Raw genomic sequence first — 26,489 nt, forward strand, 5'->3', positions numbered from 1 at the left:
TATGCTTTAAGCTTAAACTAGGCTAATTGCTTGTTTAATTTTTCTGCTAATACTGATTTTGGAACAGCACCAACTTGTTTGTCAACAACCTGACCATCTTTAAAGTATAATAAAGCAGGGATGTTGCGGATACCAAACTGCATTGAAATTTGAGGGTTGTTATCAACGTTTACTTTTCCAACTACCGCTTTTCCATCATATTCTTTAGCGATTTCTTCTACTACTGGACCAACCATGCGACAAGGGCCACACCATTCTGCCCAAAAATCTACTAATACGGGTTTATCTGATTTTAATACAAGCTCCTCGAAGTTTGCATCTGTGATTTCTAATGCCATAATTATTTTTTTTATGTTCAAATATATGTATTCAATTGTAATGCCAACCCATCTGTAGTGTCAATTTGACATTATTTTGGTAAAAGCGCAGAGCGGTGGGCGAAGAGCCGGGAGCTTAGGGTATAGCATCAAAGCGAAAATTAGAGCCGCTATGCACTAAACGCTATGCGCTATGCTAATTCAATTTATAGTTTACAACATTAAGCCCGAGTAATTGTTCTAAAAACTTATTGTTTGGATTTATTTTAAGATTTTTGGATGGCATATCCAGCATAATCTCCTTTTCCCGGTCAAAAATAGCGAAGTTAAGTTGGCAGTTTTGTTGCTCAGAGTTTGCCTTATTGTCTGCTAATATGGCTTCAATCTCGCGCATCAGTTGGTCGTTAACCCGCTCAATCGGCACCTGAATAGTTAAACTTTTAGCTAATTTATCCCTCAGTTCAGACATTAAGTTAATTGCGGTGATTTTAAACTCCCAATCTCCAGCTTTACCGAAACGTTCACCAACCCTGCCTCTAATCTGCAAGAAATATCCTTCAGTTAAAAACGATTTAAACTTTAAAAAATCTTCTCCGAACAAGGCCATTTCACTTGCATCGTCATAATCTTCAAAAACAAAAGTACCAAATGGCTTACCCGTTTTGGTAATCCGCTGTGATGCGGTTACCACAAGTCCGCCTACGCAAAGCTCACGGTTTTTCAGCTTTTCGAATTCGGCCAAAACCTCTTCGTTGTTATCGCCCATACGCACCTTATTGATGATACTCAACTGTTTAACGCCATGGGTACAGAATTTATCGAGTTCGAGTTTATAATTATCTAAAGGGTGGCCAGAAAGGAAAATCCCAATGGCATCTTTCTCATACTTTAACCTGTCCATTAATGCCCATTCTGGCGAAACTGGCAAACTTGGTTCTAAAATAAGATCGGCTTTAGAGCCACCGAATAAGGAGGCTTGTGAAGTACTTTCATTGTTCTGAAAATCGTTGGCATATTTGATAATCTTTTCGATGCCATTCATTTTATCGTTCGGACCGATATAAAAATACTGCGCCCTGTGACCTCCAAATGCATCGAAAGCACCGCTATACACAAAACTCTCATAAGCTTTTTTATTTACAATACGGGTGTTGGAACGCTTGGCAAAATCGTACACATTACCATAAGGTCCATTTGCCAATCTTTCTTCAATAATACTTTCTACGGCCTTTTCCCCCACACCTTTCACGGCCGACATACCGAAGCGGACTTCACCTTTGGCATTTACCGAGAATTTGAGATCGGATTCGTTCACATCGGGGCCTAATACTGTAACACTCATCTGGCGGCATTCTTCCATAAAGAAAGCTACCTGTTTAATATCACTCATGTTGTTAGACAGTACCGCAGCCATATATTCGGCAGGGTAATGTGCTTTTAAGTATGCGGTTTGATAGGCAATCCATGCATAACAGGTAGAGTGAGATTTGTTGAAAGCATAGGATGCAAATGCTTCCCAATCTTTCCATATTTTTTCTAAAGTTGTGGCATCATGGCCTTTTTCAGCCGCTTGTTTCACAAACTTTGGTTTCATTTTATCAAGAACGTCTTTCTGTTTCTTACCCATCGCCTTACGCAGCACGTCGGCCTCACCTTTGGTAAATCCGGCCAGTTTTTGCGATAAAAGCATTACCTGCTCCTGGTAAACGGTAATTCCATAGGTTTCTTTCAAATACTCTTCGCAGGCATCTAAATCGTATTTAATTTCTTCTTCGCCATTTTTACGGCGAACAAAACTTGGAATATACTCCATTGGGCCTGGGCGATATAGTGCGTTCATCGCAATTAAATCGTCGAAAACCGTTGGTTTCAGCTCCTTCATGTATTTCTGCATGCCAGGACTCTCGTACTGGAAAATCCCGATGGTTTCACCACGCTGGAAAAGCTCATAGGTTAATACATCATCAATTGGGAAATTATCCGGATCGAGATCAATACCAAACCGTTTTTTAACCAGTTTTACGGTATCTTTTATCAGGGTAAGGGTTTTTAAACCCAAAAAGTCCATCTTTAATAAACCCGCACTTTCTACAACCGAGTTATCAAATTGAGTAACATATAAATCAGAATCTTTTGCAGTAGAAACGGGAACGAAATTGGTAATATCGCTTGGTGTAATAATTACCCCGCAGGCATGAATACCGGTGTTCCGTAAAGAGCCTTCTAAAATCTGTGCCTGTTGAATGGTTTCGGCACTCAAATCTTTTAATGCGCCAAGGTTTTTCAATTCTACTACACGCTCATATTCATCTGGGCGCAAAGCTTCTTTCAATGTTTTCTCATCCAGCGTGAAGATTTTTGCGAGCTTCATATTCGGGATCAGCTTGGCAATCTTATCTGCTTCAAAAAGTGGCAAATCCAATACCCTCGCTGTATCGCGGATAGAAGATTTGGCGGCCATGGTTCCATAAGTGATAATCTGTGCAACCTGACTGGAACCGTATTTGCCAATTACATATTCCATTACACGGCCACGGCCCTCATCGTCAAAATCGATATCAATATCGGGCATGGATACACGATCGGGATTTAAGAAACGCTCAAAAAGGAGATCGTACTTAATGGGATCGATATTCGTGATCCACAAACAATAAGCCACCACCGATCCGGCTGCAGAACCACGGCCAGGCCCTACCGAAACATCCCTGCGACGGGCTTCGGCAATAAAATCCTGTACAATTAGGAAATAACCAGGATAACCGGTTTTTTCAATGGTCTGTAATTCGAAATCTAAACGTTCGATAACCTCAGGGGTTAACACGCCATAACGCTTCTTGGCTCCTTCGTAAGTAAGGTGGCGCAAAAATTTATTTTCCCCACGTTTCCCTCCATCGGCCTCATCTTCCGCCACTAAAAATTCTTCTGGAATATCGAATTTAGGTAAGAGTACTTCGCGGGCAAGTTTATAGATTTCAATCTTATCTACAATTTCTTTAATATTTACAATCGCCTCCGGCAAATCGGCAAAAAGCGATTTCATTTCATCACCAGATTTGAAATAATATTCTTGATTGGGCAAACCATAACGGTAACCGCGACCACGGCCTATTGGTGTGGCCTGTTTTTCGCCATCTTTTACACACAACAAGATATCGTGTGCATTTGCATCCTTCTTGTTAATGTAATAGGTATTATTGGTAGCCACTAATTTAACTTCGTGTTTGCGCGCCAAAGCAATCAACGATTCGTTTACACGGTCTTCATCTTCCTGGTTGTGGCGCATTACCTCCACATAGAAATCATCACCAAACATGTTCTTCCACCAGATCAGCGCTTCTTCAGCCTGGGTTTCGCCCATGTTTAAAATTTTGTTAGAGATCTCTCCGGATAGGTTGCCCGATAAAACAATAATATCATCTTTATACTGTTCAATTACCGCCCTATCGATACGAGGCACGTAATAAAACCCTTTGGTATAAGCGATAGAAGACATTTTAGCTAGATTGTGATAGCCTTTTTTGTTCTTCGCCAACAGCACCATCTGGTAACCGTTATCTTTTGCGGTCCGGTCTAAGTGATTATTACAAACAAAAAATTCTACCCCAACAATCGGTGTCATTACCACTTCCGTAGGGCGCTCGCCTGCCTCAATTGCAGCAGCATTTTTTGCTTCAGCAGCTTTATTATGATTTAAAACATGGTTTACAAAGTGGAAAGCTCCCATCATGTTCGCATGATCGGTCATGGCTACCGCAGGCATTTTTTGTGCTGCCGCAGCTTTTACCAGATCGGGAATACTGATGGTACTTTGTAATACCGAAAATTGAGTATGGTTGTGTAAATGTACAAAGGTTGCTGCAGCAAGTTCCTGTTTGTTTCCTGCAAGTTCCTGTTTCGAAATCCCTCCGCCCTCAGCTTTTTGTAAACGTTTTCGGATTTCATCAGAAGCAGCTTTTAAATTGATGTGTTTTAAACCAACACCTTCAATCGTAGCTGGGTTTACCTCTCTAAAACGAGGAAAATATTCTACATCAACCTGTAGTTCTTCTTTTTTAAAAACTTCTCTTTTTACCAATTCTAAGAAACAACGTGTAGTTGCTTCCACATCGGCAGTTGCGTTGTGGGCTTCGTTAAAAGGAACGCCAAACAAATAAGAATGTAACTCGGTTAAGGTTGGCAGTTTAAACCTTCCGCCCCTACCCCCCGGCAATTGTAAAAGCTGGGCGGTAACTTCGGTACAGGTATCTAACACAGGCATCTCGGCCAAACGGTTAGCCACACCAAAACGGTGAAACTCACAGCCCATAATGTTTACGTCGAAACCAACATTCTGGCCTACAATAAACTTGGCTTTATTTAAAACTTCATTAAACTTGTCCAGCATTTCTTCGAAACCGATACCTTGTTCGGCAGCTAGTTCGGTAGAAATACCATGAATTCTTTCTGCATCATATGGAATATTAAATCCCTCTGGTTTAACCAGATAATCCTGATGTTCAACCAATCTCCCCATCTCATCATGCAATTGCCATGCAATCTGTATACAACGCGGCCAATTATCCGTATCGGTAATGGGTGCATTATAATTACGTGGCAAACCAGTGGTTTCAGTATCAAAAATTAAGTACATATTGTGCGGCAAAGAATTAACCGTTTTAGAATAATAACGGTTCTTCAAAAATAAGGAATTTGACAGGTGGTTTTGTCAGATTTTATCAACAAAATGTGGTGGAAAACAAGAAAATATATTCCATCATTGCGAACTGAAACAAAGCCCTAGGAAGAGGGCGAAGCAATCTTTTTAGCAAAATTTTAATCATTTGAAGAGCAATAACAGTAGTACTTGGGTTAATACAGTCCTGCTTTTTGGTACAAGTCCCGATGAAAAATCGGGAGCTTTTCCCGCCAATCAGGTCTAGATTACAAAAAACACTGCTGAAACTTAAGAAGTCACAGTCAGGGAGCTAATGCAACAAGCTTTTAAAATTCTGTTTGCCATAGGTTTTTCAGCCCAGGATAGTAGCACAATTGGCTCCACCTAAACCCGATCGGAAGCGGTATTCTGATTTAAGCATTGTCTGTTTCGTTTTTTATAGTGTGCTTGCTTGTTTCACAGGTTTCATCGGAAATTAGCAAAGAGCGGGAACTGAACCCGCCTATGAAAAACCGAACTTACATTTCCAAAAAAACAATGATTTTTTTTTTAAAAAATAACCCTAAACTTTACTATGAATCTGAGATTTTTTAATTCACGATAAGATTCTTTACTGCTTTCAGAATAACAGAAAAGGAAACCTAAAAATGATCCTGACTCACCAGATTAAATCGAATTTCTTTGTTTTAGAACTAAAACGGAGTTGTTTCTTATAAAGACTATCCACATTGCTATAAAACCTGAATTTCCATTCTTTCCCATATCGCTGCGCTAAAACATCTTCGGTGATTCGGTTCTTAATTTCTACGCTATCTCTAAGCGCCTCCGAAACCGTACATCCAGCAACTGTTTTAAATCTAAAACCATATTGTTTCGCAATAACCGTTTCAGCATGTTGTTTTTCAAAATCGGGCAAACCATATACGAGCATAATAAGTGTCTTATCGTTATCTACCATCTTTTTCTTTTCCAGATTACAACTAACGATATTGATAAACATGAATATTAAAAAAAGGATTCTCACCATTGTATTTTTCTTTAAGATGCAACACCTTTTTTATTTCCATAAATAGATTAGATAATACCCATGTTAAAAGTGCTTAACATTAATCATTCGATTTTATGATCAAAGTGAAATACTTAAGCCTTTTAAAGTTCATAAAGTTGAAAAGGATAAAGTTTTGAAAAGGATTTTTTAACCTTATATTTATTTCTACCTTCGATTAATATTTAACGATACGCAAACCATTAAAATAAAATATATGAAAGTAACGGTTGTTGGCGCAGGCGCAGTTGGTGCCACTTGTGCAGATAATATTGCCCGCAAAGAATTAGCGAACGAACTTGTCCTGTTAGATATTAAAGAGGGCTTTGCCGAAGGCAAAGCGATCGACATGATGCAAACCGCAACCCTTTTGGGTTTCGACACTAAAATTACCGGCGTAACTGGCGATTACAGTAAAACTGCTGGTTCTGATGTGGTGGTAATTACCTCAGGCTTGCCCCGCAAACCAGGAATGACACGTGAAGAACTGATTGGCATTAATGCTGGTATTGTTAAAGGTGTTGCCGAAAATATTTTAAAATACTCTCCTGAAGCTATCTTCATCGTGATCAGTAACCCAATGGATACGATGACTTATTTAGCCTTAAAATCGTTAGGCCTACCTAAAAACCGTATTATCGGCATGGGCGGAACGTTAGATAGCTCCCGTTTCAAATTTTATTTATCGCAAGCTTTAAATTGCAACCCTAACGATTTACAGGGCTTTGTGATTGGCGGCCACGGCGATACAACCATGATTCCTTTAACCCGCCTAGCTACATACCAAAGTTTACCGGTTAGTAATTTATTGGATAAAGCTACACTTGATAAAGTTGCAGCCGATACCATGGTTGGTGGTGCTACTTTAACAGGCTTAATCGGCACTTCTGCCTGGTATGCTCCAGGTGCCGCAGGTGCTGCATTGGTTGAAGCGATTTTACGTGATGAGAAAAAGCTGTTTACCTGCTGCGTTTCTCTTGAAGGAGAATACGGGCAGGAAGATATATGTTTAGGTGTTCCCGTAATTATCGGCCGTAATGGTTGGGAAAAAATCATCGATTTTAAATTAACCGAAGATGAGCAGGCGGCATTTAATAAAAGCGCCGATGCCGTAAGGAACATGAATAATGTACTGGCAGAAATGAAATTGGTTTAATACGGATTACATCATTAATTTTGCCACGGAAACACAGAAGTACGGAATAGATTTATTACCCTTTAATTCCGTGCCTCCGTGGCATTTTTACACTTAAATAAGTTGTCACCCTGAGGGATAATTTATTATAAAAAATCAAAAATAATGACAGCGTGCTAGGTGCCGGCGAGGAATCGTCCTTGCGAGGAGGCCTTTTCAGCCGACTAAGCAATCTTACAACTATCGCTAGTAGCGAGCGCTTTAAGATTGCTTCGTGCCTCGCAATGACGACTATTCTATTGGAGGGCTGTCAATGGTAGCGTAATCGAAGGGCAGTAGACATAAATAAACAATGAAATCAATTTCAATCCCACTAAAACTGATAAACTTACAGGATGACGGTTTCCACCTTTTGGTGGAAGTTGTTGTTTTTAAGGAAAAACATTTTGCTGTTTTAGATACCGGTGCCTCGCGAAGTGTGTTCGATAAATCGTTGATTGAGCAACACCTCTCAGAAACCCTCCAAGTATCAGAAGAGATTAATGCAGCCACCCTTTTTACAACCACCACAACTATCCAGGCTACAATTCCTGAGCTAAAAATCGGATCGTTAAAGATCAAAAACTACGAAACCGTGGCTTTCGATCTGCAATCGGTGAGTGATACCTACCAACAGTTTGGTCACCCGCCTATTATGAGTATTATTGGCGGAGATATATTAATGGAATATAAAGCCGTTATTGATTACAAAAAGATGATCCTTAGGCTTTATAGATAATGTAATTTTACTTTATGACTTTAATCATTTTTATTAAACTATTTTAAATGATATTTGAACCCGATGAAAAAGCTAATCACAATCTTTTGTGTCATTTTCTGGGCAGGTTTAATCGGTGGAATTAGTTTTTTAGAAGCTCCATTAAAATTCCAGGCTCCGGGGATTACAATCCCTCTCGGCCTAGGTATCGGGCAATTGGTTTTTCAGGCGCTCAATAAAATAGAGATCGTATTGCTGATTATTATTTTAGCCTGCTCCCTACCCACACCTTTAAAAAACTTTCACAGTATTTTACTTTTCTCAGTTACTATTCTTTTAATGCTAGATACTTTTTGGCTATTACCAATACTCGATGAAAGGGCAAAACTGGTTTTGGCAGGCAACATACCAGCTAAAAGTTATCATCATATTGTGTACATCATTGCCGACATCATCAAATTCCTATCGTTAATTGTTCTGGGTTTTGTAAGTTTAAAATCACTTCACCATGAAAAAAGATATTCATAATAGAGAAGATATTATCCTTTTAGTGGATACGTTTTATAAAAATGTTGCGCTTAACAAACAGATAGGTCCAATATTTACCGATGTTGCAAAAGTAGACTGGTCTCACCATTTGCCAAAAATGTACGATTTCTGGGAAAGTATCCTTTTCGGAAAAGCAATTTACAAAGGCAACCCCATGCTTACCCATTTTGCTTTGAATGAACAAATACCCCTGCAAACTGAAGCATTTGAAACCTGGAAAAACCTCTTTTTCCAAACTGTCGACGATCTTTTTGCAGGAGAAAATGCAGATCTGATTAAACAAAAGGCACAATCTATTGCCGATTTAATGCATTTCAAAATTAATTCGCCTCAATCGAAGATCAAAATTGTTTAGTGAAATCTACTTTGATTTAAGCTGCTTTCTTTATAAATTTAGTTAACCAAACTAAATTAAATTATGAAATTCCTCAAAATCTTACTTGGCATTATTGTCGTATTAGCAATAATCATTATTGTGGGTGGCTTCTTTTTGCCTAAAAGTTATACAGTAAGCAGGTCTACTGTAATTAACGCTCCAGACAGCGTAATTTACAAGAATGTGGCCGACTTTAAAGAATTCTACAAATGGAATCCATGGGCAAAAATGGAACCTTCAGCAAAAACCACATATGCTGGCGTTGCGGGCGAGCCTGGTCATTTGTATGAATGGAAAGGTAAGGAAACAGGAAGCGGCTATATGAAGATAAAAAGTGTAGCACCTAACAAACAGGTAGATATCGAATTAAAATTTATTGAGCCTTTCGAAAGTTTAGCGGATACAAAATTCGACATTCAGCCAGAGGGAAGCAGCAATAAAGTAACCTGGACAATGAGTGGTGAAAATAACCTGATCAGTAAATGGATGTGTGTGTTTGTGAGTATGGATAAAATGATCGGGAAAGATTTTGAAGATGGGCTAAAATATTTGAAGGAAAAATCGGAGAAAGGAAGTTAAAACGCTGTATCATCCTGAGCGAAGTCGAAAGATTGCCATGAATACAAAGAAAGCACGGAGTATTATCATTCTGGGCGCAGCGAAGAACCCGACAGCCCTGTGAAGCAAATCTTTTAAAGATGGAAGCCTAAAGCGCAAGAAAAACCTTTGCGGACGCTGTGACATTCCTCCGTTCCCGCTGTGGTTAAAACATAACTGGCCTCTCATTTGAGAGGCTTTTTTATGAATCAATTTCCGATAATTCAAACAATTGTGTCGGCTCTGCGTTAAAAAAGCATTAAAAATCAACTAACCAGCGATTAATATTTTGTAATTCCCCATTTTTTAGATTACTTGCCAGCAAAATGAATTTATTACTTGTAGAAGATGAACCGAGTGTTGTATCTGTAATTTTGAGGGGTTTAACCGATGAGGGATTTACCGTGAGTATAGCGCCTGATGGTTTAATCGGAAAACAGATGGCCATAGAAAATCAGTTCGACCTGATTATTCTCGACATTATGCTACCTGGAATAAATGGTTTGGAACTCTGTAAAATCATTAAAGAACAAAAACCAAATACACCTATTATTATGCTTACGGCTTTGGGTACTACAGAAAATGTAGTAAACGGACTGGATAATGGTGCAGATGATTATTTAATAAAGCCATTTAAATTTGCTGAACTTTTTGCCAGGATCAGAATGCTGTTGAGGCGATATCATGGTGTGGTTTCGCAAGATCAGATTATCTCTATAGCAGACCTCCAGATTAATTTAAGCGCAAAAACGGTAAAGCGTAATCAGCAAGAAATTGTACTCACCGCAACCGAATATCGCTTACTTGAATATATGGCTAAAAACAAGGCCAAAATTTTATCGCGGATAGACATTTTAGAAAACGTTTGGGATATCGACTTTAACCTTGGCACCAATGTGGTTGATGTTTATGTTAATTATCTTCGGAAAAAAATAGATAAAAATGCAGACCAAAAGCTTATTCATACCGCAGTAGGCCTAGGTTATATATTAAAGGAAAAATAAATGGAGATAGCCAAGAAAATCACCTTACTTTTCGCCATTTTATCGGCAATTATTATTTCCTTATTAAGTGGTTTTGTTTGGTATTTTTCTAACGACTTCGCCTTTGAAGATTTTTATAAACGTTTAGAGGCCAGGGTTAATATTGCTGCCCAGATTAAATTATACGAAGACGAAAATAATAAGGTTTACGCTAAAATGCGCAACCAATACCTTGAGCGACTGCCTTCAGAAAAAGAGTATATCATTGAAGCTGGAAAACCAACCAATAAATTGGACCGAGAGCTACCAGCTAGTTTTTATAACCGCATAAATGCCGGATATGTGGCACGCTATCGTGTTGAGAATCACTTTTACGCTGGAAAATTCTTTAAAAATCCACACAAAGGATATATAGTAATTGTTTCTGCAAATGATCCCTTTGGCTTTCGGGAACTAAAAGACCTGCAAAGAATCCTGATTATTGGCTTTTTTCTTTCTGTTGTTTTATCTTTTGTTGTTGGCTGGAAATTTTCTAATTACATGTTAATGCCCTTAAGAAATATAATCAAGAGCGTAAAAAAGATAAAAGCAGAAAATTTGCATTTAAGACTGGATGTAAAAGAAGGCAACGATGAAATGTCGCAGTTGGCCCAAACCTTCAACAATATGCTTAACCGTTTAGAAACTGCCTTCGAAACACAAAATAACTTTATCAGCAATGCTTCGCACGAATTAAGAACACCATTAACCATTATTAGCGGCGAGGTTGAACTGGCGATGAAAACCGTTGAGGATAACCCTAAACAGCACAAAGCCTTATCTAAAATTAAAGACGAGGCAGAAAGATTAGAGCATATCTTAACCAGTTTACTGGGGCTGGCACAATCTGGATTTAATGGAAAAAACCAACCCTGGGAAGAGGTACGGATGGACGAACTGTTATGGGAAATTAAAGAATCAGTTAACCAGGTACATCCCAACAGTAAAATAGAAATCGACTTTACCAAACTTCCTGATGATGATGACTTACTAACCCTACGGGTAAACAAAAATCTGATTAAGCTTGCCATCAGCAATATTGTAAACAATGCCTGTAAATACTCAAATGAGAATCTGGTAAGCATTAGTATCGAAAGCAATGCCAATATGCTCTCAATTGCTGTAACAGATAGAGGAATTGGAATACCGCAAACAGATATACAGCATATATTTGAACCTTTTTACCGTGCATCTAACACCAATGATTTTAAGGGATATGGCGTTGGCTTACCGCTTTCATTGAATATCATCCGTTTACACCGGGGTAGTATTGCTATTAAATCGCAGGAAGGAGTTGGAACTGAGATTAAGGTTTTATTGCCTGTTAAAGGTTGATTGGTTCATTTGTCATTAGTTCATTAGGTTCCTAACTACAGAAAATTGATTATCCTTTAATTTTCTGGACACAGGAACAATTCTCTAACTAAAGCTCTCGCTATAGGCTATTGAACAAATAAACCATTGACCAATGAACTATTGAACTTTACTTCAAATTCTAATCTCATTTTAATCTTACTCTTATTTCGCTATAATAACATCACGCTAAACTTGTATAAATAATTTTTCAATTCATTTAAACAAGATATAGCGATGAAAACAGTATTAGTACCAACCGACTTTAAATTAGAAAGCATTAAAATTATTGATGCACTTGTTCAACATCAAAAAAATGAAACCTTAAACATCATTTTTGTACATGCCTTTAAATTATCGGATTCTATAACCGATATGTTAATGTTGAGTCGCCGCAGCCGCGATTACGAAAATGTTAGCGACGAATTTTATCAGCAGATAAATCAGGCCAAGGCCAAATACCCTAGTCAGATCAATGCCATTGGAATCGAATATTTTTACGGAAGTACAGTAGCCGCTTTCAAAAATTTTATCGAAGCTTTTGATGTAGAGCGCATTGCTTACTTAAAAGAATACGATTTTACACCGATCAATAAATATAGCGTAGACCCTAAAATATTAACAGCACGTGCAGGTTGCGAAGTAATTCAATTAAATACATTAACTGTTCATGCCAGTGAAAATTTAATTGACACAAAAATACACGAAACACAGTTGCAGGAAGCAAACGCTTAATTATCACATTTTAAACTTTATATTATGCTGTTACGAAATAATATTCCGCTCACTTATATATTCGGGAAGATCAAAAAAGAACTCCTGTTTGTTATTGGCTACTCCATAGGCATTGTGGTGTTGTATGAAAACTTTCATGTTACACGCATTTCCATTCCTGTAGCTGTACCAGCGCTACTGGGAACAATCATTTCACTTTTATTGGCGTTCCGGTCTAACCAGGCTTACGATAGATGGTGGGAAGCCAGAATTCTTTGGGGTGCTATTGTTAACGATTCCAGAACCCTGTCGCGCCAGATATTATCTTTTGTAGAAAATCCTTACGGCTTAGATGAGGTTGAGGCATTTAAAGAACGTTTTATAAAAAGGCAGATTGCCTGGTGTTATGCCTTAAGTCAATCGCTAAGAGGTTTTAACCCACGCAAAGGTTTGGAAGAATACCTGTGTGCAGAGGAAATCGCTTTTATTAAAAAACGCAAAAATGTAACTACAACGATATTGGAGTTACATGCTATGGATTTAAAAAAGGCATTGCAAGAAGGCTGGATCAATAAATATCAGCAAATAGAAATCGATAAAACCATTACAGCTTTATGTAACCACATGGGCGGATCGGAAAGAATAAAAAACACGGTTTTTCCGGTTACTTATAGCAAATACATTAACATGTCTATCCATTTATTCATCGTGTTACTGCCTTTTGGCTTAATTGAATACTTTGGTTACATGGAAGTTCCATTAGTGGTTGCCATAGCTGCTTTCTTCCTATTGGTAGAAAAAATGGCGGTGCATCTTCAGGATCCTTTTGAAAATAAACCTACAGACACCCCAACCACAACAATCTGCAGAACTATTGAACGCGATCTTTGTCAGATGCTGGACGATAACAAAATATACGAGGACAAACCTCAAACCGAACTGGCACCTGTAGGGTCATATTACATTCTGTAATTATCAATCAATGCCATAAAATAATCTCATCCATTGAGATGGTTAGTTAATCGAAATGTATTTGTACTGGATAGCACAATCATTTTGAAAGGTTTATAGTGATACAAAGCCATTCGTAAACGGGATGGCTTTGTTTTATTGTGAAGTCAGATGTTACCATCTGACTTATGACAATTAAATTCATCCAAACCAGAAAAATTCAAAATGGTGTAAGATGGTAACATCTTACATCACGATCCAACAAAAAACCCTCTTCAAGTTTAATCTTGAAGAGGGTTCATTTATTTCGCTATCAGCTTTTTCTTTAAGCTTTCAACTCAATTAAGCATCAATTTTCGCATATTTTGCATTACGTTCAATAAACTCTCTACGTGGAGCAACCTCATCGCCCATTAACATAGAGAAAGTATGATCGCATTCTGCAGCACTTTCAATAGTAGCCTGTAATAAAGTACGTGTAGCTGGGTTTAAAGTAGTATCCCAAAGTTGTTCTGCATTCATCTCACCCAAACCTTTGTAACGTTGAATGTGTACGCTATCTTCTTTACCATTCCCTTTAATGCGTTGTACAGCCGCATCGCGTTGTACATCATTCCAGCAATATTCGAAATCTTTACCTTTTTTAACCTGGTAAAGCGGTGGCGATGCGATGTAAACATAACCGGCTTCGATTAATGCCCTCATATAACGATAGAAGAATGTTAAGATCAAAGTGGTAATGTGAGAACCATCAATATCCGCATCCGTCATAATTACGATTTTGTGGTAACGTAATTTAGTTAGGTTTAATGCTTTATCATCTTCAGGCGTACCAATACTCACACCGATAGCGGTAAACATGTTTTTGATCTCATCATTCTCATAGATTTTGTGCTCCATCGCTTTTTCTACGTTCAAAATTTTACCTTTTAGGGGTAAAATAGCCTGAATGTTTCGATCACGACCTTGTTTAGCGGTACCACCCGCCGAGTCACCCTCTACCAAATAAATTTCACATTTTTCGGGATCACTGTCTGAGCAATCGGCCAATTTCCCTGGTAAACCAGAACCACCCATTACACTCTTACGTTGAACCATCTCACGCGCCTTACGTGCTGCAGCACGGGCCGTAGCAGCTAAGATCACTTTGTTAACGATCATTTTTGCCTCTTTCGGATTTTCTTCCAAATAAGCACCTAAAGCTTCGCCAACAGCAATATCAACCGCACCCATTACCTCGGTATTACCCAGTTTGGTTTTGGTTTGGCCTTCAAATTGAGGTTCTTGTACCTTAACCGAAACCACAGCTGTTAAACCTTCTCTAAAGTCATCACCAGTGATTTCCATTTTCAGGTTTTTCAATAAGCCAGATTTATCAGCGTAACTTTTCAGCGTACGTGTTAAACCTCTACGGAAACCTGCAATGTGTGTACCTCCTTCGTGTGTGTTGATGTTGTTTACATACGAGTGCACATTTTCTGAGTAGCTATCGTTGTACTGAAAAGCCAATTCAACCGGAACGCCATTTTTAATACCATCGATATAAATCGGTTCTGGTAAAAAAGATGCGCGGGTTCCATCCAAAAATGTAACAAACTCTTTTAAGCCACCTTCTGATTCAAAAACTTCTGATAAAAAAGTACCATCGTCCAATTTCTCACGCTCATCGGTTAATGTCAATTTAATTCCTTTATTCAAGAAAGCCAATTCACGTAAACGACCTGCTAAAGTATCGTATTTATATTCAGTAGTTTGTGTGAAAATGGTAGCATCCGGACTAAAAGTTACGATGGTACCGCGTTTATCGGTTTCACCAACTTCTTTAACATCGTATAAAGGTTTACCGATGTTATATTCCTGCATCCATATTTTACCTTCGCGGTGAACTTCGGCTTTTAAATGTGTAGATAAAGCGTTAACGCAACTTACCCCCACACCATGCAAACCTCCAGATACTTTATAGGTATCTTTATCAAATTTACCACCCGCGTGTAAAACCGTCATTACGATTTCAAGCGCTGATTTATTTTCTTTTGTATTGATCCCGGTTGGAATACCGCGACCATTATCTTCAACCCTGATGGAGTTACCCTCTAAAATTCTAACGTCGATTGTATCAGCATGACCGGCTAAAGCCTCATCAATTGAGTTATCTACAACCTCGTAAACCAAATGGTGTAAACCTTTTACACCAGTGTCACCTATATACATTGAAGGGCGCTTACGCACCGCTTCTAAACCTTCTAAAACCTGTATATTATCTGCCGAATAATTTGACTTTAAATCCTGTTCTTCGCTCATATTTTAATTAAAAACAATAAGTATCAAAAATACGGAAATTTTGGCATTTAAACTAATATGTGGATAAATTTTGAGCTGTTAAGAGATTACAGTTAAAGCGATTAAAACAGGTTTAAATCAGGTTTTGGAAAGCAAAACCTGCATTCCAATCCATGCCCCTTCCCGCTTTCCATTATAAGTCCCGCAGAAGAAGCGGGAGCTTTCCATTTCAATCGGGTTTAGGTGGCCACAACCTGCAAATATTATAGGATTATCGCACCAACCCACCAAACGTTCCAACGGAACGAAAACGCCAATTATTCAATTGGCTACCCACGAAACGTCCCTAAGGGACGTTAAGGATTAACATTTCTAATCCGACAACCCGTTCCGGAGGAACGCCTCATGGGTAGAAAAAAATGAACCATTTTTTTCGTTCCGTAGGAACGTTTGGTGTTATAACATTTGCTATTGCCACCCTGCAACCCCCAATAGCCATTACTGGCCGTGCCACCCAAACCCGATGGCAGCGGGCATGAAATAAAGCGGACAGCGGGACGAACAACGATTTGAAATACTGACCTTGCTTTTCAAATCACCAATATCATATTGCGCGGTTAGTGGTAGGCGCTTAGCGTTTAGTAAATTAAACGCTTTACGCACTACGCCAAACTCAAAATCTCTCTTGTATTGCGATAGGCCTTTCTTTAAATTGGATATAAAAACTAATTTATATAAGTTTGCTAAAATTTATTAAACAAGAATGGAAAGAAGAACCTTTAAAACCTTTGGTTTACTTGCAACAGCAACTTTGATAACTGCTTTCTCTGCATGCCAGAACAAAGACACTAAAACTACTGAAACTAAAAAAACAGAGGGTACTACTGCAGCGGTTTCTCAAACTGAGAAAATTGTGTATGTAAACTCCGACTCGTTACTTACAAAATATGAATACTTCAAAGACCTAAAAGTGAAATTTGAAGGTAAGACCAAAAATGCTCAGGCAGACATGCAAGCTAAAGGTCAGGCTTTTCAAAGAGAAGTTGCACAATACCAACAATCGGCACAAACTTTATCGGCCGATCAACGTAAAAGCACTGAAGAGCGTTTAGCACGTAAACAACAAGAACTACAAACTTACCAACAAAATGCTGGTGGTGCTTTACAGAACGAGCAAGCTGCTGAGAATGAAAAACTTTATGATAAAGTAGCCGATTACTTAAAAGGTTACGCTAAAGAAAAAGGTTATAAAATGGTTTTAACTTACTCAAAAGGTAACAGCGCTATTTTATTTGCCGACGAAAGTTTAGATGTTACTTCAGAAGTAATTAAAGGCTTAAACGCAGAATACAGCAAAAAATAAGCGAATAGCCATTAAAATATAAATGCCCCGTATAAATCGGGGCATTTTTTTTGTGCTGTTTTTATAAAAGATCAAATTAATATGGACAATCAACATCAGGAATATATGCGGATGGCAATTGAGTTATCTGTACAAAATGTAAGCGAAAGCATTGGTGGGCCTTTTGGAGCTGTAGTGGTAAAAGATGGGAAGTTGATTGCTAAATCGGCAAATAAGGTAACCTCTACCAACGATCCAACTGCGCATGCAGAGGTTTCGGCAATCAGGCTGGCCTGTACCGAATTAAATACTTTCGATTTAAGTGGCTGTGTAATTTATACCAGTTGTGAACCTTGTCCGATGTGTTTAGGCGCCATTTATTGGGCAAGAATTGATACGATTTATTATGCAAATACCAAGGCTGATGCCGAACACATTGGTTTTAGTGATAAATTTATCTACGAAGAGCTAGACAAGCCGATGGAAAACAGAAGCCTGCCGGTTATCCAGCTGATGCGCGATGAAGCACTGGCAGCTTTTAAGCTATGGGAAACCTCACCAATGAGGATAGCATACTAAAAAAAAAAGGTGCCGATAATCAGCACCTTTTCTGTTTGGAAATCATTGTTTATTTGCTCGATTCTTTTCCTGCCAGCAAGCCGATCATCGAGTCTATTTCTTTTACCACACCATCATCAGAGCCAGAAAAACCCACAGCTTTAAACCTGATATTACCATCCCCATCAATCACAAATTTGGTTGGGATTCCATCAACTTTATAGGCGCTTACCACATCAAATTTGGAAGGGTCTTTTACGTTTTTGGTATCATACAGCACATTAAAATTGTATTTTTTTGCAGTAATAAAATCAGTTACCAATTTTTCTCTATTCTCTTCTGTTTGCCAAGTATTTACAAACAGGAATACCACATTTGGATTACTGGCGTATTTGTTTAAGGCTTTTTGCATGCCTGGGAAAGAAGACACGCAAGGTCCGCACCAGGTTGCCCAATAATCTAAAATTACGATCTTTCCTTTCAAACTGGCTAGACTTACGGTTTCGCCTTTAAGGTTGGTTAATGAAAACGCAGGAGCCGGAATATTGATCATTTTTTTCACCCATTCTGCACGCTCTTTTTCTAATGCTGCTTTTTCTAAATTGGCCAGGTAATTTTCATAAGTTCCATCTTTCTTTAGTTTAGTATAAAGCATTTTAAATTCGTTTTTTAGCGAATCATTGCCTTTACCCTCTTTAATTAATTTCTCAGCCTCAGTATAAGCTTTATCATCTTGGCCATCCTTAATTAAATAAGTTACATAACGTGAAGATACATCGGGTGGAACTGTTGCATATAAAGGAATGGCCTTCTCTTGCATAGCTAAAGCCTCTTTAAATTTTCCCTGATGATATAGCAACAGTCCATAAGTATCAGCATACATACCATAAGCGCCGTCTAAATATTTGAGGTATTCTTCTTTAGTGTTGTAATATTTTGGCATCTCATCATTTCTTGATGCTTCTATCAGTTCTAGCGATTGTTTTGAAAGCTGAGCAGCAAGCTCGATATTCTCTTTTTTCTCAGCAGACGGCCAGGCAAAACTATTGTTATACAAACTCGCCCTGCTCATTTTATCGGTGACCTTCTTGGCGTAATCCTGAAATTTATCCAGATCTTTAGCTTTTATAGCGCTGTTAGCCAACATACTATAAATTGAGTTCAATCTACCTGCATCTACTGTTTTACCTGGGTCAAGTTTAAAGGCGGCAATCATTTCTTCGGCCTTTTGTATTTGTGTGGCAAAATCTTTTGTACCATAAAGTGAATTCATACCATCATTCCAGGCGTAATTCCCTGTAGGGTATTTTTTAATTATGATGGCTTTAACAGAATCTGCCTGAGTTTTTTTCTTTAATAGTGAATAAAGGCTTAAAGCTGTACCTAAATCTTCTTCTTTTGGTTCTTTTAGTTTCGTTAATGCAGAAATATTTTCGTTGATTAGTTTTGTTCCTTTGTCTTTATCTGCTTTGTACTCGAGCGATAGATATTGATTTAGATTTTTCTTTTTCAGCTCGGGTTTTAAAGCAAAAGCCTGTTTATACAGGGAAACGGCCTTTTCAGGATCGATAGTAAGACCCAAATAGTAATTTCCTGCCAATCCGTACAAAAAAGCTTCGTTAAGATAAGCTTCAGCTGGCACTTTCCCTGCTTTAGTGAATTCTAAAACATAACCGGCAGGCGCTTCATCTTTTTTATCACCTACCGAAAAAGCAAGTCCAACTATGGTAACGCTATCCGGAGTAGAAATTTCTCCCTTATAAACTGTTCCGTCTTTAGTGAGTTCAATTTTAGTGCTTTTGGGATTCGATTTTGAAAAAAAAGTATAACTGGTACATTTTACATCAGCCAAATTTTCGAGATTGGTCCCCTTGGGGTCGTAAGTAAATTTAACTGTACTTCCTGCTGCAGGCGTATTAGCAGAAAATTTCACGCCTTGTGCATTTGCTACCCCAGCAGCAAATATGAGTAAGCATAATAATTTTAAGGTTTTCATAATGAAAGGATTAAGTTTCTATCAGGTAACTAAATATATAGTTTATTCTTTATTCTTCAAAGTTATTTTATATTAAATTTTAAGGAATAATTATTGTAGTAATTAAGCATGACCTACGAACAAAAAATAAAGGGTGAATTAGATTTCTGGAGGTTTAAAACCTTGCAGAAACCTTCTCTTTTGAATAAGGTAACCGATAAAGTTCAGAAAAAAATTAATAGTTATATCCCTGATAAGGTTCATAACGCGATCACATCCGCCATTAAACAGATGGTTAAGGCTGTGCTTTTTGGTTCAACATTTACCACATCAAAGCCAATTACCGATTTAACCTTGATGCACCGCGAGGCATTAATTAAGCAAAAAATAGAAAACTATAAAAAAACAGGTGCTGCAGAAGGCGGAATTACAGGTGCAGGAGGTTTTTTAATGAGCCTGGCAGATTTCCCCTTATTGCTGGGCATAAAGATGAAGATGCTTTTTGATATTGCCGCAGTTTACGGATACGATGTTAAAGATTACCGCGAACGTTTATATATTTTACACATCTTCCAGCTGGCCTTTTCAAGCAAAGAAGAAAGCCAGAATGTATTTATGAAAATGCAGGATTGGGATGATAAAGCCCATCAATTACCTACCAATATTGATGAATTTGACTGGCTTACCCTCCAACAGCAATACCGCGATTATATTGATTTAGCCAAACTTGCACAGATGCTTCCATTTGTGGGTGCAGCAGTCGGTGCAGTGGCCAATTATAAACTGATCGAGAAACTGGGCAGAACGGCTATGATGAGTTATAGGATGCGGTATTTTAGTTTGCAGTATGCGGTGATCAGTACGCAAACTGAAAACCGTAAACTAGAAACTGGCAACTAACTAATCCTCCTCTCCGAACATCCCGCCGATCAAATCGTCCGTTTCCCGCCGATCTTTTTTAGTCGGACGGCCAGTACCTCTATCCCGTTTTAGATTTGGCGCATGGAACATCGATTTAAAAGCATGCGTTTCTTCAACGGGCGTTAGATCTTTATACTTTGTTAAGGCTGTTGGCGAATCTGTTCTGTTATACGAAAGTTCTACCACTTCGATAATTTTCTTTTCAATCCCTTTCGATACCTGATAAACTTCACCCACTTTCACAATAGCAGAAGGTTTAATATTCTGCCCTTTGAGTTTCACCCTTCCTGCTTTACAGGCATCGGTGGCCAGGCTCCGTGTTTTAAACAACCTGATCGCCCATAAATATTTATCTATCCTAAGTTTTTCTGTCTCTGTCATAAAATTCAAAAATACATAATTAGGTTAATTCCTATGTTGATTAATTGTAGAAACTGGTTAATCGGTTAGCTGCAGAATGCGCCTAACCGCAGTTAACCTAATTCATAGGAATTTAACAATTAAGCACCCCGTAGGCTCAGTTAACCAATTCGAACGATTAACCAGTTAACCTATCTACAAAACAATTTAAACAATTAACCATTTAATAAGCAAAAATTGATTTATTTTGCGTAAAATTTAAAAACATCATGTATTCAGATTTAAAGAAATTAATTGAAGCCGCTTGGGAGGATAGAACCCTTTTAAAATACAGTAACTATTGCGAAGCCATTGAAGCCGTTATTATGGGCCTTGATAAGGGTGAAATCCGTGTTGCTGAGCCAGTTTTAAACTCTTGGGGCATTAATGAATGGGTAAAGAAAGCCGTAATTTTATATTTTCCGATTCGCGAGATGAAAGAAATTAAAAGTGGTCCTTTCGTTTACCACGATAAAATGGATTTAAAAACCGATTATAAAACAACTGGTGTACGTGTTGTGCCTATGGCAAGTGCACGTTATGGTGCGTTTTTAGCAAAGGGTGTAATCATGATGCCATCGTACGTAAACATTGGCGCTTACGTTGATGAAGGTACTATGGTTGATACCTGGGCAACTGTTGGTTCTTGTGCACAAATTGGTAAACGCGTTCACTTAAGTGGTGGTGTGGGTATTGGTGGTGTTTTAGAGCCTGTACAAGCTGCTCCGGTTATTATCGAAGATGATGCATTTCTAGGCTCAAGGGCAATTGTGGTAGAAGGTGTTAAAGTAGAAAGAGAAGCTGTTTTAGGTGCTAATGTGGTATTAACTGCATCAACTAAAATTATTGATGTTACCGGCCCTACACCAGTAGAATATAAAGGAATTGTTCCTGCACGTTCGGTAGTAATACCAGGAAGCTATACTAAAAAATTCCCTGCAGGCGAATTCCAGGTACCTTGTGCTTTAATTATTGGTAAACGTAAAGAAAGTACAGATAAGAAAACTTCACTTAACGATGCGTTGAGAGAAAATAATGTAGCGGTTTAAGCTGAAAGCACAAAGGTGAAAGCTGAAAGCGAAACTCAAACTCAAAAAGCCGAAAGTACTGAACTTGAGCAATCAAGCTTTAGTCTTTCGGCTTTAAGCTTTTCACTTAAAATTGGATACGATGGCAAGCGCGCTGCCAATAACTTAACAGGATTAGGTAATTACAGCCGGTCTTTAATTGAGCATTTGGCACATCAGTTTCCTCAGCATCAGTATTTGGTGTACGCTCCAAAAGTAAAGTCTGCTAAACAGATTGATGCTTTTCTCGAAAATGAAAACATCGAACTGAAGCTTCCAAAAAACGGGACTTTTTTATGGCGAAGTTTAAATATCCTTAAAGATTTAAATCAAGATGGTTGCCAGATTTATCATGGGCTAAGTCATGAAATTCCATTAGCCATACAACATACCCGGATTAAATCGATCGTTACCATTCATGATTTAATTTTTCTTCGCTTCCCTCAGTATTATAAATTTATAGACCGGAAATTATACGAATGGAAAAGCAAATCTGCATGTAAACGGGCCAATAAAATTATCGCCATCAGTGAAAAAACAAAAGAAGACATTATTGATTTATATGGGATCAGTCCTGAAAAAATTGAGGTAATTTACCAAAGCTGTGATGACAGTTTTAAAACACCTTTCGCTAAAGAAACCTTAAGCCGCATTAGGGCAACTTATAAACTGCCTGACAAATACATCCTAAACGTTGGCACCATTGAAGTGCGTAAAAACCTTAAATTAGCTGTTCAGGCTTTAAAAGAGGTTAATGAGGCGTATAAACTGGTGGTAATAGGTAAACAAACGGCTTATTTTAAAACCGTTGAGAAAGAAATAGAAAAGCTCGGCCTTAAAAACAGAATTCTATTCTTAAAAAATATCCCTTTTGCCGATCTGCCTGGCATTTATCAAATGGCAAATGTTTTTGTTTATCCTTCCTTTTACGAAGGTTTCGGCATTCCGATTATCGAAGCCCTCTATTCTGGGGTTCCCGTAGTTGCAGCAACTGGATCATGCCTGGAAGAAGCTGGCGGACCAGGTAGCTTATACATTTCACCTGAAGATGCTAACGGACTTGCAAAAGCCATTAATCAAATTCTTGAAAGACCGCAGCTCCAAAAAGAGATGAAGGAGAAAGGACTGGAATTTGTTCAAAAATTCAACGCCCCTATTGTTACGCAACAATTAATGGATTGTTATTTGTCTCTTTAATAGAAACTGCTAAGCCTCCAATTTAAACCTGACTTTCGCGGAAAGCCCGCAATCCGATCCTTATCGGATGAGGACTTGCAGCATTGGCAGGACTAACACTAATAGTACCACAGTCCCTGCTTTTTAAATAAAAAACTTGTTTTCTAGTAAAAAAATAGTGCTTTTAGACGATCTTAAGTAACCCCAGCTACAAAACATAAAAAAAGGGCCGGAATTTATTTAAAAATTCAACAGCCCTCTGATTTTACTCAGCAATTAACGAATTGCTATTTAGGTCTTTTAACCTAACGGCCCAGCTTTATTTAGCAGCAGTAACCGTTGGTGGATATTGCGCCAATATTTCTTTTACGCCTGTATATAAACGTTCTTCTCTTTTGTTAAAGCTATCTAAGTTAAAACCAGATCCCTGTCCGTGCCAGAATAAAATCTTTTTAGCAGGGTCCAAGAAATCGATAATGATTGTACCCTCAATATATTGGTTTACATAGGTTCCGCCGCCGCCCCAGAAAGGGTTTCCCCAGCCGCCACGCCAGCCCCATCCCCAGCCACCGTAGTAACCTGGGCCATAAACATCGGTTTTTTCCCGGGCAACTACCACCAAATTCACCAATAAATCAGGTCGGTCTGATTTGGTAAATCCTTTGGCATTCATTTCAGATTCAACCGCGGCTATTAATCTGCGTTTATCCAGATTGTTAAGCTTAACCCTTGCTATGCCTTTATCGTAAAAATTGTAAGTTTTGTAACCGCTTAAATCAACATTTTTATCATAATCTGATGCGGTGCGGAGTGTTGTACATCCTGCTAATGCCAATACTACTGTAAAAAGCATTAATAATTTTTGTGCTGTTCTCATTTTTGTGCGCTGTTGTGTAAATAACCTGATTAAATATAACGATTTTGACAATCAAAAAAGGAAAATCATTTATATTTTTTACAATCAGATTGTTATCTGTGAAACGATTTCTATTAAATTTATGTTTTGCCTTATATCACTCAGACTAAATATTTTACAATTGGATTAAATCGTTGAATCAGTATATGGGCGGGTATTCTATAAGATCTGTTTTACAGCCAGTTGTCAGATAGAAATATTTGACACCACAGGAAATACATATAAAGATTATTTAACTTCCTCTTAATAAATTAACTTTGTAAAATGCTAAGAGACGAGATTGACAAAGCTTTTGAAGTATTAAAATCAGGTGGTGTTATTTTATATCCAACAGACACCATTTGGGGCTTGGGCTGCGATGCAAGCAATGCCGATGCGGTAGATAAATTATTGAAAATAAAAAACCGTCCTGCCGAAAAGAGCCTCATTGTGTTATTGGATGTAGACAGCAAACTGCAAAGTTATGTTGCCGAAATACCTGATGTGGCTTACGATTTAATTGAATATGCTGAAAATCCTTTAACCATTATTTTCTCTGGAGCAAAAAATTTAGCCCAAAATGTAATCAATGCTGACGGAAGTGTGGGGATCAGAATCGTTAAACACGATTTTTGCACACCTTTAATCCAACGCTTTAGGAAACCTATAGTTTCTACCTCGGCAAATTTAAGCGGACAGCCTTCACCAAAATTCTTTGACGATATAGCCCCCGAAATTATTGATGCTGTTGATTATGTGGTAGACTTTGAGCAGGAAAACCGGACCAACAGAAAACCATCAACCATTATGAAACTTTCTCCGGGTGGACAGTTTGAGTTTATTCGCAAGTAATTTTATTACTTTTGTAATTCTTATTGTCATCCTGAGGCACGAAGGATCTGTTTCATAGCTCGCAGATGCTTTCTATCTCGGCGTGACAAAATAACTAACTTGATGCAGCAACACCTACAAAACCCAATATTTAAAACCTTATCCACCATTGCCGATAAGAACAATACCGAAGCATATGTAATCGGAGGCTTTGTTCGCGATTTATTTTTAGAACGCACTTCAAAAGATATTGATGTTGTTGTTGTGGGCAGTGGAATAGAATATGCTGAAGCCGTTGGTAGAAAACTGAACACCAAAGTTGCTGTTTTTAAAAATTTTGGCACAGCAAATATTAAATATCAGGATTTAGAAGTCGAATTTGTAGGCGCCAGAAAAGAATCTTACCGTTCTAATTCACGTAAACCCATTGTTGAAGATGGTACCTTAGAAGATGACCAGCTGCGCAGAGATTTTACCATCAATGCTTTAGCAATCAATTTAAATGCCGATCATTTTGGTGAATTATTAGATCCGTTTGACGGGATTAAAGATTTAGAAAACAAGCTCATCCGTACCCCACTCGACCCGGAAATTACTTTTTCTGACGATCCTTTGCGCATGATGAGGGCGATCCGCTTTGCTTCGCAGCTTAATTTCAACATCGATCCGGTTGCCCTAAATGCCATTAAAACGCAAAAACAGCGTATTACCATTGTATCAAAAGAGCGGATAACAGATGAGATGAATAAAATCATCCTCTCAAAAAAACCTTCTATAGGCTTCAAACATCTTTTTGATACAGGCTTATTGCAGCTCATTTTCCCTCAAATGGCACAGCTTTATGGGGTAGAGATTATTAAAGGAAAAGGTCATAAAGACAATTTTTACCATACACTTGAAGTATTAGATAACATTTGCGCAGACACTGACGATTTATGGTTGCGTTGGGCGGCGATTTTACACGATATTGCCAAACCTGCCACTAAACGTTTTGAAGAAGGCCACGGCTGGACATTCCACGGACATGAAGATAGAGGCGCCAGAATGGTTCCGAAAATATTTGCACAGTTAAAACTGCCTTTAAACGAAAAGATGAAGTATGTGCAAAAATTGGTACAGCTTCATTTACGTCCGATTGTTCTGGCGCAGGAAACCGTTACGGATTCTGCGGTAAGGCGGTTACTTTTTGATGCCGGCGAAGAAATTGAAAGTTTAATGCTGCTTTGCAATGCCGATGTAACGACTAAAAACGAATACAAAAAAACAAAATACCGAAACAACTTTGAGCTGGTTAAACAAAAGCTAAAGGATGTAGAAGAACGCGATAAAATTAGAAACTGGCAGCCTCCTATTTCAGGAAACGATATCATGGAAACTTTCGGTCTTGATGCAGGAAAAGAGGTTGGCTTAATCAAAAATGCCATCCGTGAAGCCATATTAGAGGGCGAGATTACAAACGACTATCACGAAGCATTTAATTTTATGCTAAATCAGGCAAAACAAATGGGATTAAATCCTGTTAATAAATAATTTAATTGCTAAAACACTACAATTAGGCTGTCTTTTATGCCACCT

23 protein-coding genes are annotated in these 26,489 nt (G+C 38.2%); 16 read left to right on the forward strand and 7 right to left on the reverse strand.

The window, feature by feature from the left end:
- Positions 1–17: 17 nt before the first annotated feature.
- The 3 genes from trxA to LQ201_RS03230 all read right to left on the reverse strand — a co-directional run bounded on the left by trxA (position 18) and on the right by LQ201_RS03230 (position 5,971).
- Positions 18–338, reverse strand: coding sequence for a thioredoxin (trxA, locus tag LQ201_RS03220; protein WP_029275428.1), 321 nt, complete (start codon positions 336–338; stop codon positions 18–20).
- 175 nt (positions 339–513) lie between these two features.
- A complete protein-coding gene (dnaE, locus tag LQ201_RS03225; RefSeq protein WP_230143531.1) occupies positions 514–4,947 on the reverse strand; it encodes a DNA polymerase III subunit alpha in 4,434 nt (1,477 codons plus the stop codon).
- A 682-nt stretch (positions 4,948–5,629) separates the two neighbouring features.
- A complete protein-coding gene (locus LQ201_RS03230; RefSeq protein WP_230146599.1) occupies positions 5,630–5,971 on the reverse strand; it encodes a hypothetical protein in 342 nt (113 codons plus the stop codon).
- A gap of 262 nt (positions 5,972–6,233) precedes the next feature.
- On the opposite strand from LQ201_RS03230, the gene mdh reads away from it, so the two are divergent.
- From mdh to LQ201_RS03275, 9 genes are all read left to right on the forward strand, one after another.
- The gene (gene mdh, locus LQ201_RS03235) at positions 6,234–7,172 is read left to right on the forward strand and encodes a malate dehydrogenase (RefSeq protein ID WP_057932519.1); all 939 of its coding nucleotides are present in this window, start codon (positions 6,234–6,236) and stop codon (positions 7,170–7,172) included.
- Between the two features lie 331 nt (positions 7,173–7,503).
- Positions 7,504–7,929, forward strand: a complete 426-nt coding sequence (locus LQ201_RS03240) for an aspartyl protease family protein (protein ID WP_230143529.1) — start codon at positions 7,504–7,506, stop codon at positions 7,927–7,929.
- A gap of 63 nt (positions 7,930–7,992) precedes the next feature.
- Positions 7,993–8,436, forward strand: a complete 444-nt coding sequence (locus tag LQ201_RS03245) for a hypothetical protein (protein ID WP_230143528.1) — start codon at positions 7,993–7,995, stop codon at positions 8,434–8,436.
- Positions 8,417–8,812: a group III truncated hemoglobin gene (locus tag LQ201_RS03250; protein WP_230143527.1), complete on the forward strand. Its 396-nt coding sequence runs from the start codon at positions 8,417–8,419 to the stop codon at positions 8,810–8,812. The genes LQ201_RS03245 and LQ201_RS03250 overlap by 20 nt, the downstream gene beginning before the upstream one ends.
- A gap of 63 nt (positions 8,813–8,875) precedes the next feature.
- The gene (locus LQ201_RS03255) at positions 8,876–9,412 is read left to right on the forward strand and encodes an SRPBCC family protein (protein WP_230143525.1); all 537 of its coding nucleotides are present in this window, start codon (positions 8,876–8,878) and stop codon (positions 9,410–9,412) included.
- 344 nt (positions 9,413–9,756) lie between these two features.
- Entirely contained in the window at positions 9,757–10,434 is a 678-nt protein-coding gene (locus tag LQ201_RS03260; RefSeq protein WP_230143523.1) for a response regulator transcription factor, read from the forward strand.
- Positions 10,435–11,787, forward strand: a complete 1,353-nt coding sequence (locus tag LQ201_RS03265; protein ID WP_230143522.1) for a HAMP domain-containing sensor histidine kinase — start codon at positions 10,435–10,437, stop codon at positions 11,785–11,787. It abuts the gene before it with no gap.
- A 255-nt stretch (positions 11,788–12,042) separates the two neighbouring features.
- Positions 12,043–12,540, forward strand: coding sequence for a hypothetical protein (locus LQ201_RS03270; RefSeq protein ID WP_230143520.1), 498 nt, complete (start codon positions 12,043–12,045; stop codon positions 12,538–12,540).
- 24 nt (positions 12,541–12,564) lie between these two features.
- Positions 12,565–13,491 carry a bestrophin family protein gene (locus LQ201_RS03275; RefSeq protein ID WP_057932456.1) on the forward strand — a complete coding sequence of 309 codons (927 nt, stop codon included), beginning with the start codon at positions 12,565–12,567 and terminating at the stop codon, positions 13,489–13,491.
- Positions 13,492–13,812: 321 nt separating this feature from the next.
- Here the strand turns inward: LQ201_RS03275 and gyrB are convergent, their stop codons facing one another.
- Positions 13,813–15,771: a DNA topoisomerase (ATP-hydrolyzing) subunit B gene (gene gyrB, locus LQ201_RS03280; RefSeq protein ID WP_230143518.1), complete on the reverse strand. Its 1,959-nt coding sequence runs from the start codon at positions 15,769–15,771 to the stop codon at positions 13,813–13,815.
- 742 nt (positions 15,772–16,513) lie between these two features.
- On the opposite strand from gyrB, the gene LQ201_RS03285 reads away from it, so the two are divergent.
- Positions 16,514–17,113 carry an OmpH family outer membrane protein gene (locus tag LQ201_RS03285; RefSeq protein WP_029279685.1) on the forward strand — a complete coding sequence of 200 codons (600 nt, stop codon included), beginning with the start codon at positions 16,514–16,516 and terminating at the stop codon, positions 17,111–17,113.
- Between the two features lie 81 nt (positions 17,114–17,194).
- Positions 17,195–17,671 carry a nucleoside deaminase gene (locus tag LQ201_RS03290; RefSeq protein ID WP_230143516.1) on the forward strand — a complete coding sequence of 159 codons (477 nt, stop codon included), beginning with the start codon at positions 17,195–17,197 and terminating at the stop codon, positions 17,669–17,671.
- 49 nt (positions 17,672–17,720) lie between these two features.
- On the opposite strand, the gene LQ201_RS03295 is transcribed toward LQ201_RS03290, so the two are convergent.
- Positions 17,721–19,646: a redoxin domain-containing protein gene (locus tag LQ201_RS03295; RefSeq protein ID WP_230143515.1), complete on the reverse strand. Its 1,926-nt coding sequence runs from the start codon at positions 19,644–19,646 to the stop codon at positions 17,721–17,723.
- A 108-nt stretch (positions 19,647–19,754) separates the two neighbouring features.
- Between LQ201_RS03295 and LQ201_RS03300 the strand changes: the two genes are divergently transcribed.
- Entirely contained in the window at positions 19,755–20,525 is a 771-nt protein-coding gene (locus tag LQ201_RS03300; RefSeq protein ID WP_230143513.1) for an EcsC family protein, read from the forward strand.
- Here the strand turns inward: LQ201_RS03300 and LQ201_RS03305 are convergent, their stop codons facing one another.
- Positions 20,526–20,927: an RNA-binding S4 domain-containing protein gene (locus LQ201_RS03305; protein ID WP_230143512.1), complete on the reverse strand. Its 402-nt coding sequence runs from the start codon at positions 20,925–20,927 to the stop codon at positions 20,526–20,528.
- 248 nt (positions 20,928–21,175) lie between these two features.
- Between LQ201_RS03305 and LQ201_RS03310 the strand changes: the two genes are divergently transcribed.
- Positions 21,176–21,994 carry a 2,3,4,5-tetrahydropyridine-2,6-dicarboxylate N-succinyltransferase gene (locus LQ201_RS03310; RefSeq protein ID WP_184469604.1) on the forward strand — a complete coding sequence of 273 codons (819 nt, stop codon included), beginning with the start codon at positions 21,176–21,178 and terminating at the stop codon, positions 21,992–21,994.
- A gap of 15 nt (positions 21,995–22,009) precedes the next feature.
- Positions 22,010–23,209 (forward strand): glycosyltransferase family 1 protein, encoded by a 1,200-nt coding sequence (locus LQ201_RS03315; protein WP_230143510.1) that lies wholly within the window; start codon positions 22,010–22,012, stop codon positions 23,207–23,209.
- Positions 23,210–23,507: 298 nt separating this feature from the next.
- Here LQ201_RS03315 and LQ201_RS03320 read toward each other — a convergent pair whose 3' ends face one another.
- Positions 23,508–24,065 (reverse strand): DUF4136 domain-containing protein, encoded by a 558-nt coding sequence (locus tag LQ201_RS03320; RefSeq protein WP_215129341.1) that lies wholly within the window; start codon positions 24,063–24,065, stop codon positions 23,508–23,510.
- Between the two features lie 303 nt (positions 24,066–24,368).
- Here LQ201_RS03320 and LQ201_RS03325 point away from each other — a divergent pair, with 303 nt between their 5' ends.
- Together LQ201_RS03325 and LQ201_RS03330 are read left to right on the forward strand one after the other, a co-directional pair.
- A complete protein-coding gene (locus tag LQ201_RS03325; protein ID WP_230143508.1) occupies positions 24,369–24,935 on the forward strand; it encodes an L-threonylcarbamoyladenylate synthase in 567 nt (188 codons plus the stop codon).
- A gap of 102 nt (positions 24,936–25,037) precedes the next feature.
- Entirely contained in the window at positions 25,038–26,444 is a 1,407-nt protein-coding gene (locus LQ201_RS03330) for a CCA tRNA nucleotidyltransferase (RefSeq protein ID WP_230143506.1), read from the forward strand.
- Positions 26,445–26,489: the final 45 nt, after the last annotated feature.

Source organism: Pedobacter sp. Bi126 (genome assembly GCF_918698245.1).
Taxonomy (GTDB): Bacteria; Bacteroidota; Bacteroidia; order Sphingobacteriales; family Sphingobacteriaceae; genus Pedobacter.